Genomic DNA, 15,228 nt, shown 5'->3' with positions numbered 1-15,228 from the left:
CTATTTGGGATGGAACCAATTGGTCTTCTCCACCTACAATAGATAGAATTGTGATTATTGACGGTGATTATGACACCAGTATTGGTGGACCAAATAACGAGACTAGTTTTGAAGCCTGTCAACTTATTGTGAATACATTGCATACATTAGAAATTGCTAATAATACGTTTGTTAGAGTTCAAAACAATGTAACGGTTGATGGAAATATCGTTGTTAAAACAGATGGCTCTTTTGTACAATTTGATGACTTAGCCATCGTTAATGGAGATGTATTAACTATAAGAGATAAAATTTCAGTAGAAAAAGAAACCGCTTTTCTTGCGACCTACCAAGAATACACCTATTGGAGTTCACCTGTAATTGGCGAACTCCTAAATAATGGTCTTGCAGAAGCGTCTACGACAAGACGTTTCACGTATAGCGGTCAAAACTTTAGAGATTCTACAAGCGAAACAAATAATGATGGCGCTGCTGTTGCAGGACAGGATGATATTGACGATGATGCTAATGATTGGCAAACTGCAATTGGCACAAACCAGATGCTCCCAGGAATAGGCTATGCTGCAACACATAATAGCATTGGTTTTATGCCTGCAGCTTATATTTATATATTTGAAGGCCCATTTAATAATGGTGTTTTTTACGTTCCTATTTTTAGAAATGATGCTGAATTAAATGATAATAATTGGAACTTTATTGGTAACCCATACCCTTCTGCTATAGATGCTGATCTATTTTTAGCTGAAAATGCGAGTATTGATCAAACAGTAGGTTCTACTAGTGGCGCTATTTTCTTTTGGTCACACAATACTAATGCCGATGGTAATACGAACGGTAATGAAAACTTAAACTACTCACAAAGTGATTATGCCATTATAAATGGTACTGGACAAATTGCTGGTGGTGATGGCTTGGTGCCTAATAGGCATATTCCATCTGGTCAAGGGTTCTTTGTATCTATGGATAATGCGTCTACTTCAACTTCGGTAAGTGGCACCATTAGAACAACAGATGTGATTTTTAATAACAGTATGAGAGTTACTGGGAACAATAATCAATTTTTTAGAACTTCAAATAGTGCTGTTTTTAATAAATTGAGATTAAATCTTACTTCAGATAACGGAATATTTAGCCAAATGTTAGTAGGTTATGTTGATGGTGCTACAGCTAATGATGATGGTATGTATTATGATGCAACAAGAAATCTAGCATCTAATGCAAGCTCTTTAATGTACTCATTGATTGAAACTAATAGCGATAAGAAATTTGCAATTCAAGGTAAAGACATAAATAGCTTAACACTTGATGAAGTGATTCCGTTAGGTTTCTATACCCTAATAAATGAAGCGACGTTATACAAGTTCTCAATTGGGCAATTAGAAGGTGACTTCATGACTACTAACACAGTCTATCTTAAAGATAACATTATGAACATCATTCATGATTTAAGCTTAAATGATTATACATTTACTTCGGAAACTGGAGAATTCAACGACCGTTTTGAAATTGTTTTTCAACCCGAAGCACTTTCAATAAACGAGAACGAGTTATCTCCTAGCGATTTAACAATTGTAGAACTAGGCCACGGAGATGTGAAAATTTCCGTAGGAAAAAACAAGACGATTAAGACCGTTGAAATCTTAGATATTTTAGGGAGAACGATCTACAAACTAAAAGGTCAAAATACTACTGAAACGTATAATTTATCGCAATTAAGTCAGGCTGCTTATATCGCTAGAGTAACGCTATCTAACGGACAAACGATTACTAAAAAGGCTATAAAAACGAATTAAAATAGATGCTATGTTTAAAAAAAAGAGGTTTTGGCATACACTAAAACCTCTTTTTTTATAGACTATACCTAAGAGAAAGAATTAAATTTCTTCCCGGCGCTGCAATACCAGAAGAATAGGTTTGATACCGTTGATCTGTCACATTCTCTAAAGACGCTGTTATGGTTAGGGCTTTAGAGTAGCGATATCTAGTTCTCAAATTTAACGTATACCATGAAGGCGAATACGGATTTCCATTAGCATCTAAAGCATATATAAAATCTTTAGATTGCTCTGAAGGAGCTAGTTTATTGAATGATAATTCATTGTTGTACTCTGCAAAAGCATCTATTAAAAATCTACCAGATTCCCATGTGATATGTGTGTTTCCAAAGTTTGGTGCTATATGTCTTACTGGAACCTCAACACCATCATCTTCCTCTGTACCTCCGATAATATTATATTGTGACCTGAGTTGTAATTGCTCTGAAATATTTAATTTCATTCCTACTTCAAATCCATAAATCCACTCTTTAGAAGCATTTTGAATCGCTTGTATATTGCTCAATTCTCCGTCGTACAAAATTTGAGATTCTCCATTTAAAGTATAATTTCTTCTTATGAGAGCGTTATCCAAAAACGTATAATACGTTGCCATATCTAAAACGAATACATTATCAAAATTAAGCTTTAGACCTAATTCACCTCCATAAGCATACTCTGGTTTTAAATTTTGATTTGGCACTACAACGGCACCTGGCTCAGAATCAAATACCTTACCGATATCATCTATATTTGGGGCCCTAAATGCCGTAGATGCATTTAATTTCCATTGTATCATCTCACTAGGAATCCAACTTATACCAGCAGTCCCTGTTAAAGCTCCTGCATCAAGTTTTGCTGAAGTAAAGGGGAGGTTTAAAAACTCATTATTCTCACTAAAATCAGCATTAGCAACCACATGATTATAGCGTAAACCCGACTGAAACACAAACTTAGTATTTGGTTTGTATTTAAAACTTGCATAAGCCGCTAAAGATTGCCAATTAGAACCATTTGGGTATCTCGACACTGTTGGACTCGATGTATTTGTAACGATATCCACCTCTTCTCCAGTTGAGTTTATGTGGTTATAAACATACTCAAGGCCATAAAACAGTTTACTCTTTTCATTCAAGCCTTTTTCGAAATCAACATTAAGAGAATACGCATCTACTGCTTCTTCCCTTACATTTCTAATGCTTGATTGAAAATCTCGATCAAATCTACCTTCCTGAAAATTTTGATATGCCGCTGTTGCTTGAATTTTATCATACAAGTTTGAACTACTACTTAATTTGGTCACTTGAAGATTACCCATAAACCAACGTTGCGGTCCATAATCCCACTCTGCAGAACGTAATTGATCATCGCGATACCTCAGCAACCTATCATATCTTGGATAGCTAGATGTTGTTGTATAATACAGTCCTAAATCAAAACTTAAATCTTCCTTTGGTTCGTACCTAACTTTTTGTAAAACATTGATTTGATCATATCCTGTTGGCGTTTGAATGCCAGGGTTTTCATTTTGAACGATAACGTCTTCCCCATTGATGGTTTCAACATATTCTGTTCTTAAGTAATCATCAGGCCCATGTTTTCCCATTCTAAGGTCATCAAAGTCTGTATAACTCAAACTGGTCAAAAAGGCCCATTTTTTTAACCCAAAATTTAAATCTAAATGTCCTGTTTTTTCTTTGTTAGCAGAAGCGTATCTAAAGGCTGTATTAGCACTAAAAAACAACGAATCTTTATATGATAATTGTGGTTTTTGGGTATAGAAACTCATGACACCACCAATGGCATCACTTCCATAAACTACTGAGCCTGCTCCTAAAGTTATTTCTGTATTTTGAATGGTAAATGGATCAATGGAAATTACGTTTTGTGAGTTTCCGCCTCTAAATGTTGCATTATTCATTCTAACACCATCGACTGTAATTAATAATCGATTTGTGGAAAACCCTCTAATCATCGGACTCCCACCTCCTAATTGACTTTTTTGAATATATACATTACCTGTACTCTCCAAAAGGTCTGCGCTAGTTTGTGGGTTTTCAAATTCAATATCCTTAGCGCTAATATTAACTATAGTTTGCGGTATATCGCGTTTACTCTGCTCAAACTTAGATGCGGAAATAACAATTTGATTTAGACCTTCTATTTTAGACACCAAATACACTGTGAAATCAAGACCGGACTTTACAATCTTTATAGATGTCTTTTTGTATAATAAATTTTGAAAATAGATAGTCTCATTAAGATCAAAAGGCTCTAATGAGGCTCTACCTTCTAAATTAGTTATAGCAAATTTATCTTTTTCGAAATTAAAAATAGTAACACCAACTATAGGTTTTTTTGTACCCTCTTCTAAAACTGTTACGGTTTGAGAATGACCTATTATGAAATAAAAAATAAATAAAACTGAAAGTCTTAACGTCATACATTTTAATTGAATATCTGATTGAAAATTTTTAGTGATTTTGGCTTTCTAAAACTGCCCAAATGTAATTCAAAATATAGCAATAGCATTGCTAGAAATGACTGTCTTTGTTTTGAGCTTAATTTTATACCATCCAAGGCATCAAAATTTGTGCCTAACAACTGTTTGAGAATTGTTAAATTTTCACCAGAAATACTGTAAACATCTTCTTTTTTAGATTCGAAAAGACCGTTATTTAAATTAAAATATAGTTGATTTGTATCTGAAATATCGGGATAAAATCCTAAATGCTTAGTTAGATTTAGCAGGAAGAGCAAGTGGAAATTTGAAAATTCATCTTTAGTATCTAGCCATCTCAATGTCGTTTCTAAATAATGATAAAGTGGTTGGTTTTCTTCTTCTTCTCTTAATACCGAAGACAACACCTCTGAAAGAAACATCACTATAGAACCCTTAAATAAATTAGTATGTAGTGTGGTATAATTATAATCTAGACGAACATCTTTAATGTATTGCAATGATTGAGTTTGCCTATAATTTTCTTCTATCTCAAGTTGAGATAATAACTGATAATAAGCGGCTTTCGAACTACCTTTCTTGGTATTTAAAACCCCTCTAAGTAAGTAGCTAACAACACCTCGATGCAGTGTAAAGCACTTTACTATAAGGTCATTGTCTCTATATTTAAGTTTAGAGAGCACAATAACTTTTGATTTATTAAGCATATTGGGAGTTGGTTATCTAACAATCAGTAATTTTAAAACTTTCGTCTCAAACGAATCTAAATCTGATATTAAAAACAAATATACTCCAGAAGCCACAACATTTCCTCTTAAATTCTTACCATTCCAGATTCCTGTACCACCATCAATAGCAAAATTATAATTTTGCCTTGAGGATCTTTGATTGACTCTAGATTGAGCTTCAGCAACAAGGTTTCCTTCAATATCAGTAATTTTTACATTTACATTTTCGGTAAGTCCCGATACTTTGACACCATTATTAATATTATTTAAGTCGTCAAAACCTAAAATATCATATTCTGGTCGCACTGGGTTTGGGTAAACGTAAGCTTCCTCTAGTGTTTCTTGTGGCTTTGTCCCTCCAGACGAAAAAGACACCAATCCTCTTTCTGTGGCGATATAAACCTCGCCAGACTCTGAGTCTATAGAAATATCAGATATTGCATTAGATGGTAATGGAGAGTTATCTGTGGTAAACTGATATATGGTTTCTTGACCATCTGCAGAGAAATAAAATATCCCAGAATCTAAAGTCCCTACCCATTTGTTATCTGACCCATCTACTTTAATATCTGTAATAAATTGATTAGAGAGTAGCTCCGTAGGTATCCCATCCTCTAAAATCACTATTTCATTTACACTAGGATTTGGATCATTAATAAAGTTAGAGGTGTTAAATAAAACCCTTAGTCCCTTACGTGTACCAATCCAAAGTTGATTTCTACTATCTAAAGCAATTGCTCTAACCTGGGCAGATGGCATATTCTGTTCTTCAGAAAACACATTACTTATCTGCTGTGTTTCTGTGTTATAACCAATTACACCATTCTCAAAGGAAGAAATCCATTTCATACCTCCATTACCTACTTCTAAATCAGCAAAACCTTGCTCTCCTGTTCGTGCATTGGGTATCAACTCAGAGAAACTATAGCCTTGCCATTGATTTGTAGCTGGGTCATAAGACTTCAAAGCTCTATCCGCTTTTGATGTTAGTGTCCACATTAGACCTGTTCTATCAAATTTGGAAGCCGTTTGTCGAATACTTACAAAATTTGGGTTGTTAGGTAATACTAAAGATTCTAAGCCACTATTGTCTTGATTGTACACCACTGTCGCTTCATCATTGTTCATTTCTAAAATTCCATTTTGGAAAGAACTTATAAATACTTGAGATGGGTTAAATGGATTGATGGCAACATCGACTAAATTTTTTGCAGTGAGCAAGCTGTCATAAGGAATATTCTTCCACTCAGAATCCCTCAAGATACTAATTCCTCTGGAGCGTAAAGGGTTAGGATTAAATGATACATTGTACTGACCATAAGTTACCCATAACTCATTATTTCCAGTTTGGATTTTAAATGCCGCATTACTTGTTGGTCCATCTGGCAAGATGACATCATATATTTGTGAATTCTCAGGCGTTGTTTTCAAAACACCACTAGAGGTTGTTCCAATATAAATGTTATCATTAGATATCGTTGCCGATGTGAAATCTGTGTCAAACTCCTCATTTGTAGATGCTGTTTGTATTTGATTGAAATTTTCATCATAAAAAAAAACATCTTCTTTAAGAGTAACGACCAAATTTGAATTAATAGATCGTACATCCTCAGGTAATGTTGCATAAGTAAATAATGCGCTTAGATTATCATTTACGACTTCAGATAAAACTTTATTTTGAGCGACAGTATATAGTTTGCTACCCACTTTTTGAATTGCCATAAAACTTCCACTAACTATTGTCGTCCACTGTTGAAAATCAATCAAATTAGGATTTGTTAAATCTGCTTTTCTTAGTCCATTTGAACTAGTTGCTACATAAATAAAACCATTAAAAACTGCTGTTTGACTAATTAAAATTTGACTTCCTCCATCTCCAACAAAATAAGTGTCTCCAAATTGTAATTGACCTAAATCATATACAGAGATTCCATAATCTGTAGAGATATACAAAAGCCCCTCACTTTCATTAAAATGATTTATTTTTTTTAATACTGGAGAAATACTCTCTTTTTCAAGAATATCAACCACAGATAATATTTCACCGTCATCAAAAACGACTTCTATTAAACCTGTTTCGTATCCCACTACTAATAAACCAAAGTCTTCACTATATGAAATGGTAGAAATTGTTTCGCCTGAAAGCCCTTCAATAGTCGTTATTTTATTTATTTCATTTGAAAAAACGTCATAAGTAAAGATAGCATTTTCTGAGGCTGCAAAAATTTTATCATTCCCTCTAGAAACATCTTTAATTCCAAAATATGAAAAATAGCCTTCCCAAAGTGATGAGAAATCTTGAGAAACGCCTTCAAAGGATACTAAAGCTAAAAGGATAAATGCTATTCTTTTAAACATATCAATTATTTTTTTGTCAAATATATTTATATCTAACGACTTTTTAACTACTTATAATATAAGTGATGCATATAAAAAAAGCTTTCAAATTTAATTTGAAAGCTTTTTTTTATGAAGTATAAAGTATTAAACGACACCTTGAGCGAGCATTGCATCTGCTATTTTTACAAAACCAGCGACATTAGCTCCTTTTACATAATCAACATATCCATCATCTCTTGTACCATATTCTACGCAAGAAGCATGAATGTCGTCCATTATTCTGTTGAGTTTTTCGTCAACTTCCTCTCTTGTCCAACTTAATCTTAATGAGTTTTGACTCATTTCTAAACCAGACGTTGCAACACCTCCAGCATTAGATGCTTTTCCTGGAGCAAACAATACTTTAGCATTTTGTAAAGCTTGCATAGCCTCTGGTGTTGTAGGCATATTGGCCCCTTCTACAACAGCAATTACACTATTGTTTATTAATAGCTTTGCTTCTTCGACGTTTAATTCATTTTGAGTTGCACAAGGCATTGCTATGTCACAGTTGATAGACCAAGGTCTCTCTCCTTCATGAAAAGTTGCGGAACTATATTTATCAAGATATTCACTAATTCTTCCTCTGTTGACATTTTTGATTTCCATGATGTAAGCTAATTTAGCTACGTCAATACCATCTTTATCATAAATATATCCCGAAGAATCAGACATTGTTAACACTTTGGCTCCTAATTGAGTTGCTTTTTCACAAGCATATTGTGCTACATTTCCAGATCCTGATATGACAACTGTTTTACCCTTAAAGGAATCTCCTTTAACAGCAAGCATATTTTTAGCAAAATAGACACAACCATAGCCTGTAGCTTCTGGTCTAATTAATGAGCCTCCATAACTGATACCTTTACCAGTTAAAATCCCAGTAAACTCATTCTGTAATCTTTTATATTGACCAAACATATACCCGATCTCTCGGCCACCTACTCCAATATCACCAGCGGGAACATCTGTATTGGCTCCTATATGTCTAAATAATTCTGACATAAATGACTGGCAAAAACGCATAACTTCATTATCGCTCTTTCCTTTTGGGTTAAAGTCAGCTCCTCCTTTTCCACCGCCCATTGGTAATGTGGTTAAAGAGTTTTTAAAAACTTGCTCAAATCCTAAAAATTTAAGAATACTCAAATTTACAGATGGATGAAAACGTAATCCCCCTTTATAAGGTCCAATTGCAGAATTAAATTCTACCCTAAATCCCCTATTGACTTGAGTATTACCGTGGTCATCTATCCAAGGCACTCTAAATATTATGGTACGCTCTGGCTCAACCATTCTCTCTAAGAGCATTTTCCCTTGATACTTGGGATTATCCTCAATAAAAGGAATAACTGTTTCAGCAACCTCGTGTACAGCTTGTAAGAATTCAGTCTCATGACTGTTTTTATCTTCTACAAGTTTTAAAAAAGCTTCAATTTTATCTTTCATCTATTAAAGTATTAATAATCTATGTTGTATTTTGTAATACAAAGATACATTATCTTTAAAATGTTCGTCTATTTATTTGAATATTCTCAGTGAAAAGTTAATTGAGTGTTTATTTATCAAACTGTCGTTCTTCGGGTATTTTTACATTTCATCTATTTAGTTGATAGTTCATCCACTTTTTATATATTTGCTAGGGAATAAGCCCTAAGAAAAAAATACCCATGACGCTTAATTTTAAACAATTAACTTTTATTTTCGTTTTTATACTAGGCATAAACGAATGTTACTCACAACTTGGTTTTTCTAACGAGATTGGTGTTATTGCTGGTCCAGTTGCTTTTCAATCAGATTTTGGAGAGCGAAGTGATTTTGCTACTAACTCTGGAAATACTGGTATTGGTATTGGTGTTGTGCACTACATTAATTTTGCATACCGAGCAGATTGTAACTGTTATTCTACAGATACATTTTTTAATGACCATTTTAAATTACGTAATGAAATTTCTTGGAATAAGACTGAACTTAACCACTTCGGGCAGTGGGCAGATGCCTCTCAAACTGGGGCTAATGCAGAACGTTTAAGAACACACTCTGGTACTGCACAAAATTTTGACATTGGTACTCAAATAGAATTCTTCCCTAAAAGCATTCGCTCATTCCAAGCCTTTGGCTATTCTTTTGCTCCTTTTGTAAGTTTAGGCGTGCATTTAACCGCCTCTAATCCAGATGTCGAAACAGTTTATAATGGCTCTACTAATACTGATGATTCTAATAATTTTTATCAACCTTGGGTAAATGCTACAGACCCAGATTTTAATACTGATTCTTTTTTATTCGATGGAAATCAAACCGCCTGGTCTGTAGTTGGAAGTATTGGCACACGGTACAAATTAACTGTGCTTTCAGATTTAATGATAGACCTAAGATGGCAGTATTATTTCAATGATAAAGTTGATGGATTAGATCACAACCTTGCCTCTAATAAAGCAAACGATTGGCTTGTCTGGCTAAACTTTGGATATATTTACTATCTTGATTAAAACACATCTATAAATAAGCAAAGGACCAAGTTATACTTAATTTTTTAGTATTATGATATGGCTTATTATCCAATAGCTTGTTTCAAATCTGCAATTAAGTCCTCTTCATCTTCAATACCAACACTCAATCTAATTAATGAATCTACAACACCTATTTTTTCTCTTTCTTCTTTAGGAATACTGGCATGCGTCATACTTGCGGGATGGCCAGCTAGAGACTCCACACCTCCAAGAGATTCTGCCAATGTGAAAATTTTAAGGTTTTCAATGATTTTAATCGCTTCGTTATAATTGTTCCCTTTTGCAGTGAAGGATACCATCCCTCCAAAATCATTCATTTGCGCTTTTGCAATATCATGATTAGGGTGACTTTTAAATCCTGGCCAATACACCTTTTCAATTTTTGAATGATTTGCTAAATACTCTGCAACCGCTTTACCATTCTCGCAATGGCGTTGCATTCTAATGTGTAGCGTTTTAATTCCTCTCAAAGCCAAAAAACTATCTTGTGGGCCACATACTGCTCCACTTACATTTTGAATAAAATACAACCGATCTGCTAAATCTTTGTCTTTAACAACTAGCGCTCCCATGACTAAATCACTATGGCCACCTAAATACTTTGTTGCTGAGTGCATTACTATATCTGCTCCTAAATCTAAAGGGCGTTGTAAATAGGGCGTTGCAAACGTATTATCTACCGCTAAAAGCACATTATACTTCTTCGCTATTGCTGCAGTTGTCTTAATATCAATGATATTCATCATTGGATTTGTTGGTGTTTCTACCCAAATCAACTTCGTGTTGTCAGTGATATACTTCTCAATATTTGAGGCTTTTTCCATACCTATAAAGTTAAACTTGATGCCAAATTTCTCAAAAATACGAGTAAAGAGTCTATACGTTCCACCATACAAATCATTAGTTGATATAACCTCATCTCCTGGCTCTAATAGTTTTATAACGGCATCAATGGCAGCTAATCCAGAACCAAAAGCCAATCCAAATTCACCATTTTCTATACTAGCAAAAGATTTTTCTAAAGCAGTCCTTGTTGGATTCGCACTTCTAGAATATACAAACCCTTTGTGACCACCTAGAGTAGATTGCGCAAAAGTTGATGTTTGGTAAATTGGAGGCATAACACTACCATAAGCTAGATCTGGTTCTTGACCACCATGTATTGTCTTAGTATTAAATTTCATAATCCTTTTCTATTATTTCTAAAACTACTTGACAATAAATGAACTCAAATAATTTCAAAATGTAAACGTTATTAACAAATCTAAGGTTTAATTCGTTGTATTCAAATCTATATAATACCTTTATGTACTGTCTAAAACAAACCCTAAATTTTGAAAAAAGCAAGTCTAATTATCTTACTCCTTATATTTCTTGTTTCTTGTGAAAAAGAAGTGAAAATTGATTTTTCACAAGAAATTATTGAAACATCAGAAGGAGCAGAAATAGCTCTTAATTTCCCGAAAGCAGAGGGTACTGAGGCTATAGTAAAAGGTATTAACCATACTCTCGAGAATTACATTATAAATCAAATAAATGTATCTGAAAATGATGATACAGATGGAAACTTGTACGATGCTATCGCAAAATTTAACTACGAGTATAAGAGATTCAAAAATAATTTCCCAGAGTCGGCTCAGCAATGGGAAGTTTTCATAGATGGAGAAGTTACTTATCGCTCTCCCGAGATTATCAGTATTGCCATAACATCATATCTAGATACTGGCGGTGCTCATGGTAATACCAACGTAAGATTTTTTAATTTTAATCCACAAACTGGTAATCGGTATACTAAAAAAGACTTGGTTAGCAATATGCAAGGACTTTCCGAAGTTATAGAAGAAAAGCTAAAAGAAGACATTAAATCAGATAATAACCATCAACTTATTGAGGATGTATTCTTCGGAAAAGACTTTCAACTCCCAGAAACTTTAGGTTATAACGACGACGGCTTAACCGTACTGTATAATCCTTATGAAATTGCATCGTATTCTCAAGGCATCGTAGAATTTACTATTCCATTTTTAGAAGTAAAACAATTTTTAAAATTAAATTAATCTGCATCTTTTGATAATCTTTTAATAACTGGTCCAACAGTTAAACCTTGGCCTATAATTGAAAATACGACGATGATATAGGTAATTACCAAAAACAATTCTCGGTACATTTCTGGTGTTAAACTTAGTGCCAAAGCGATAGAAATACCACCTCTTAGTCCTCCCCAAGTCATAATTAAATTAGTGTGCTTAACAAACTCTAATCGTTTATCAAAGAATTTAATGGGCAACCACAATGACACATATCTACTTAGTAAAACTAAAGGGATAGCAATTACTCCAGCCAATATATAATCAAATCTAAATGTAAGTACGAGCATTTCCATACCTATCATCACAAAAAGAACGGTATTGAGTAAAACATCAACTAGCTCCCAAAATTTATCTACATAAATTTCAGTAATATCTGACATTGAATTTTTTCTAACAGTATCATTACCGACAATCAATCCAGCAGTAACCATAGCCAATGGTGCAGATAAATGCCAGTGATGTGCCAGCAAACTTCCACCCATTACAGTCGCCATGGTAATGATAACCTCAACTTCATAATCATCTATAGATTTTAGAAGCTTATAGGTAATATATCCCAAAATGAGACCGAGTGCTACTCCTCCCAAAACTTCCTGCCCAAATAATTTAGCGATTTCATTTAACTCAATTGCTGCCTCAGGCTTTGCTGCAATTGCAAAAATGGTTAAGAATACAACGACACCAACACCATCATTAAATAAGGATTCTCCTACAATTTTAGTCTCCAGTTTTTTAGGAGCTCCTGCTTTTTTTAAAATTCCTAAAACCGCAATTGGATCGGTTGGAGAAATTAGTGCTCCAAATAATAGACAATATATAAAGGCTACATCAAGCCCTAGTATTTGCAAGACATAAAAGGTTAAAATTCCTACTAAAAAAGTAGAGACTAATACACCTAGAGTTGCAAAGACAAACACAGGCCATCGCTGGATTTTAAGTTGATTAAAATTAGTATGTAAAGCGCCTGCAAACAATAGAAAGCTCAACATAATATCTAACAAAACAGTCTTGAAATCAATTTGCGAAATGAGTGCCTTTTCTCGAAGTAATAAGGTATCATCAAATTGACCGATTGCGACTATTATAATTGTAAATACAATAGTAATAAGCATTAAGCCTATAGTTATTGGTAATTTCAAAAACTTCACGTTGATATAGCCAAAAAGTGCCGATAGTACAATTAATACAGATGCAATTGCATAATAATCCATAGGTATCTAAATTTTCAATAAAAGTAACTAATTTTACTTTGAAATCTATTTACTTTGCAATTCAAAAGCCAACTTATGAATACATTTTTTTATCTTAAAAGCTGTAGTACTTGTAGTCGCATTATTAAAGACTTAAACTTACCAAGTCATGTGATTATGCATGAGATTAAATCGAAACAAATTAGTGAGAAACAACTCCATAATTTAAAAGATTTAGCTGGACGTTATGAAGCCTTATTTTCTAAACGCGCACAATTGTATAAATCTGAAGGCTTAAAAGATAAAAACCTTACTGAGGATGACTTTAAATACTACCTTTTGAAACATTATACCTTTTTAAAACGTCCAGTACTAGTATATAAAAACCAAATCTTTATCGGTAATAGTGCTAAAACAGTAGAAGCAGCTAAAGCTTTTATTCAAACTAATGAATAGTAGAACGTTTGCTTTAGTTGCGCTCTTTTTGGTGCAACTTCTCTATGGTTTAAATTATACGTTTGCCAAAACCGTTATGAACGAGAACTTCATAAAACCTTTTGGATTTGTACTTCTTAGGGTTGTTGGAGCAACAGTACTGTTTTGGTTAATGGGATTTGTCTTTAAAAGTGAAAAAATAGAGCGAAAAGATTTCATCACTATCTTTTTTGCTGCTGTTTTTGGTGTTGGTATAAACATGCTCCTCTTTTTAAAAGGCTTAGAATTTACATCTCCAATTCATGCGTCTGTAATCATGACAATTATACCAGTTATCATCATGATCTTGTCTATTTTTTTCTTAGACGAAAAGCTGACTAAACTAAAAATAGGAGGTATTGTTTTAGCATTTTGTGGGGGTGTTTTATTAACTGCTTTAGGCAAATCTGACCGCTTAGGAGACAACGTCGCATTGGGTAATATGTTTATATTTATCAATGCTATTTCCTATAGTATTTATGTCATAATTATTAAAAGATTAACTGCCAAATACCATCCCTTTTCTTTTATTAAGTGGCTCTTTTTATTCGGACTAATTTTAGTGCTTCCTTTTGGGTATACTGAAATTACAGAGGTCGACTGGAATAGCTTTTCACCATACATTTGGTTTTCGGTATTATTTGTAGTTATTGGAGCAACTTTTGGAACATACTTTTTAAACCCGTTAGCCTTAAAATCTCTCAAAGCGTCAACAGTAGGTGTGTTTATTTATCTACAGCCAGTTATTGCAGGACTTTTTGCCATTATTATGGGAGCAGATAACATTGATTCCATTAAAATTATGGCCATGTGTTTAATTTTTTCTGGTGTTTATTTAGTAACAAAAAAACCTAAAGTATCAAACACGATCAATTAGCTTCAACCCTTTTGAAGTTCATTTGATATTAGATCTTGAGGCTTTTTTCCAGATTGACGTGTGTCTTCTTTTGTAAGGGTTTGAAAATTTGGTGACTTCGGAAATTTTAAAACGAGACTTTTAAGCTGGTCTGGTAAAACCGTTAGACTTCTCGTTTTTAAATTCATCCAAGCACCCAAAATATCACAAGTGGCAACATGCCTTCCCTTTTGATTGTAGAAATTATGTTCAAATTTGAAGAACATCCCGTCCTCGCTCAATCCTGAAACCGCCAATGTAACAGTTAATGTTTGACCCAGAAATGATTCTTTGAAATAATGAATCTGCTCAGAAAACACCACAGGACCAATACCATGTTCTATAAGTTTTTTCATCGAGAACCCATGTTCATTCAAAAACCCTACTCGTGTGTGACTCATAAAATTTAAATATGCAGAATTAGCCAAATGACCATTTGCATCAACATCACTCCATCTTATTTCAAAATCTTTTTTATACATCGCTTAAATTTAAGTCTGCAAAGTTATTGATTTTTATAAAGCCTAACGAAGCGCTTTATAACTTTATGATTTTCGTTACCTTTGCGCAACTTTAAAATGCGTTCATGATACAATCAATGACAGGTTATGGTAAGTCTGTACTGCAGCTTCCGACGAAAAAAATATCTATAGAAGTCAAATCTCTAAACAGTAAAAATTTAGATCT

13 protein-coding genes are annotated in these 15,228 nt (G+C 33.7%); 6 read left to right on the top strand and 7 right to left on the bottom strand.

Translation table 11 applies throughout. The features are described from left to right. Window positions 1–1,793: T9SS type A sorting domain-containing protein (locus ACJAZK_RS13195; protein WP_415224417.1), on the top strand; the 1,793-nt coding region annotated here is incomplete at its 5' end. A gap of 55 nt (window positions 1,794–1,848) precedes the next feature. Here the strand turns inward: ACJAZK_RS13195 and ACJAZK_RS13190 are convergent. The 4 genes from ACJAZK_RS13190 to gdhA all read right to left on the bottom strand — a co-directional run bounded on the left by ACJAZK_RS13190 (window position 1,849) and on the right by gdhA (window position 8,831). Continuing rightward, window positions 1,849–4,257, bottom strand: a complete 2,409-nt coding sequence (locus ACJAZK_RS13190) for a TonB-dependent receptor plug domain-containing protein (protein WP_415224416.1) — start codon at window positions 4,255–4,257, stop codon at window positions 1,849–1,851. 5 nt (window positions 4,258–4,262) lie between these two features. Beyond that, window positions 4,263–4,982 (bottom strand): DNA repair protein RecO, encoded by a 720-nt coding sequence (gene recO, locus ACJAZK_RS13185; protein ID WP_415224415.1) that lies wholly within the window; start codon window positions 4,980–4,982, stop codon window positions 4,263–4,265. Window positions 4,983–4,994: 12 nt separating this feature from the next. After that, window positions 4,995–7,361, bottom strand: coding sequence for a two-component regulator propeller domain-containing protein (locus ACJAZK_RS13180; RefSeq protein ID WP_415224414.1), 2,367 nt, complete (start codon window positions 7,359–7,361; stop codon window positions 4,995–4,997). 126 nt (window positions 7,362–7,487) lie between these two features. Continuing rightward, complete coding sequence (gdhA, locus tag ACJAZK_RS13175) at window positions 7,488–8,831, bottom strand: NADP-specific glutamate dehydrogenase (RefSeq protein WP_415224413.1); 1,344 nt, start codon at window positions 8,829–8,831, stop codon at window positions 7,488–7,490. Window positions 8,832–9,052: 221 nt separating this feature from the next. Here gdhA and ACJAZK_RS13170 point away from each other — a divergent pair, with 221 nt between their 5' ends. Further along, window positions 9,053–9,871 carry a THC0290_0291 family protein gene (locus ACJAZK_RS13170; protein ID WP_415224412.1) on the top strand — a complete coding sequence of 273 codons (819 nt, stop codon included), beginning with the start codon at window positions 9,053–9,055 and terminating at the stop codon, window positions 9,869–9,871. Window positions 9,872–9,936: 65 nt separating this feature from the next. Here the strand turns inward: ACJAZK_RS13170 and ACJAZK_RS13165 are convergent, their stop codons facing one another. Then, complete coding sequence (locus ACJAZK_RS13165) at window positions 9,937–11,076, bottom strand: cystathionine gamma-synthase (protein WP_415224411.1); 1,140 nt, start codon at window positions 11,074–11,076, stop codon at window positions 9,937–9,939. Between the two features lie 150 nt (window positions 11,077–11,226). On the opposite strand from ACJAZK_RS13165, the gene ACJAZK_RS13160 reads away from it, so the two are divergent. Next, window positions 11,227–11,949: a DUF3298 and DUF4163 domain-containing protein gene (locus ACJAZK_RS13160; protein WP_415224410.1), complete on the top strand. Its 723-nt coding sequence runs from the start codon at window positions 11,227–11,229 to the stop codon at window positions 11,947–11,949. On the opposite strand, the gene ACJAZK_RS13155 is transcribed toward ACJAZK_RS13160, so the two are convergent. After that, complete coding sequence (locus ACJAZK_RS13155; protein WP_415224409.1) at window positions 11,946–13,193, bottom strand: cation:proton antiporter; 1,248 nt, start codon at window positions 13,191–13,193, stop codon at window positions 11,946–11,948. The two genes, ACJAZK_RS13160 and ACJAZK_RS13155, sit on opposite strands and share 4 nt — an antisense overlap. 75 nt (window positions 13,194–13,268) lie before the next feature. On the opposite strand from ACJAZK_RS13155, the gene ACJAZK_RS13150 reads away from it, so the two are divergent. Then, window positions 13,269–13,628 carry an arsenate reductase family protein gene (locus tag ACJAZK_RS13150; protein WP_415224408.1) on the top strand — a complete coding sequence of 120 codons (360 nt, stop codon included), beginning with the start codon at window positions 13,269–13,271 and terminating at the stop codon, window positions 13,626–13,628. Further along, window positions 13,621–14,523 (top strand): DMT family transporter, encoded by a 903-nt coding sequence (locus ACJAZK_RS13145; protein ID WP_415224407.1) that lies wholly within the window; start codon window positions 13,621–13,623, stop codon window positions 14,521–14,523. Before ACJAZK_RS13150 ends, ACJAZK_RS13145 begins: the two co-directional genes overlap by 8 nt. Window positions 14,524–14,525: 2 nt before the next feature. Here ACJAZK_RS13145 and ACJAZK_RS13140 read toward each other — a convergent pair whose 3' ends face one another. Then, a complete protein-coding gene (locus tag ACJAZK_RS13140) occupies window positions 14,526–15,023 on the bottom strand; it encodes an acyl-CoA thioesterase (protein WP_415224406.1) in 498 nt (165 codons plus the stop codon). A 104-nt stretch (window positions 15,024–15,127) separates the two neighbouring features. Between ACJAZK_RS13140 and ACJAZK_RS13135 the strand changes: the two genes are divergently transcribed. After that, on the top strand, window positions 15,128–15,228 hold a 101-nt coding region (locus tag ACJAZK_RS13135; protein WP_415224418.1), incomplete at its 3' end, for a YicC/YloC family endoribonuclease.

This window comes from Psychroserpens sp. (assembly GCF_047633235.1).
Classification (GTDB): domain Bacteria; phylum Bacteroidota; class Bacteroidia; order Flavobacteriales; family Flavobacteriaceae; genus Psychroserpens.
The sequence above is the reverse complement of the archived record's forward strand: the minus strand, read 5'-3'. Positions and strand labels throughout refer to the sequence as shown.

Bases quoted from the DNA above. Each gene is read 5' to 3' on its own strand.
- ACJAZK_RS13140 (WP_415224406.1), bottom strand. From the start codon at position 15,023: ATGTATAAAAAAGATTTTGAAATAAGATGGAGTGATGTTGATGCAAAT.
- ACJAZK_RS13170 (WP_415224412.1), top strand. From the start codon at position 9,053: ATGACGCTTAATTTTAAACAATTAACTTTTATTTTCGTTTTTATACTA.
- ACJAZK_RS13150 (WP_415224408.1), top strand. From the start codon at position 13,269: ATGAATACATTTTTTTATCTTAAAAGCTGTAGTACTTGTAGTCGCATT.
- ACJAZK_RS13165 (WP_415224411.1), bottom strand. From the start codon at position 11,076: ATGAAATTTAATACTAAGACAATACATGGTGGTCAAGAACCAGATCTA.
- ACJAZK_RS13145 (WP_415224407.1), top strand. From the start codon at position 13,621: ATGAATAGTAGAACGTTTGCTTTAGTTGCGCTCTTTTTGGTGCAACTT.
- gdhA (WP_415224413.1), bottom strand. From the start codon at position 8,831: ATGAAAGATAAAATTGAAGCTTTTTTAAAACTTGTAGAAGATAAAAAC.
- ACJAZK_RS13155 (WP_415224409.1), bottom strand. From the start codon at position 13,193: ATGGATTATTATGCAATTGCATCTGTATTAATTGTACTATCGGCACTT.
- recO (WP_415224415.1), bottom strand. From the start codon at position 4,982: ATGCTTAATAAATCAAAAGTTATTGTGCTCTCTAAACTTAAATATAGA.
- ACJAZK_RS13190 (WP_415224416.1), bottom strand. From the start codon at position 4,257: ATGACGTTAAGACTTTCAGTTTTATTTATTTTTTATTTCATAATAGGT.
- ACJAZK_RS13180 (WP_415224414.1), bottom strand. From the start codon at position 7,361: ATGTTTAAAAGAATAGCATTTATCCTTTTAGCTTTAGTATCCTTTGAA.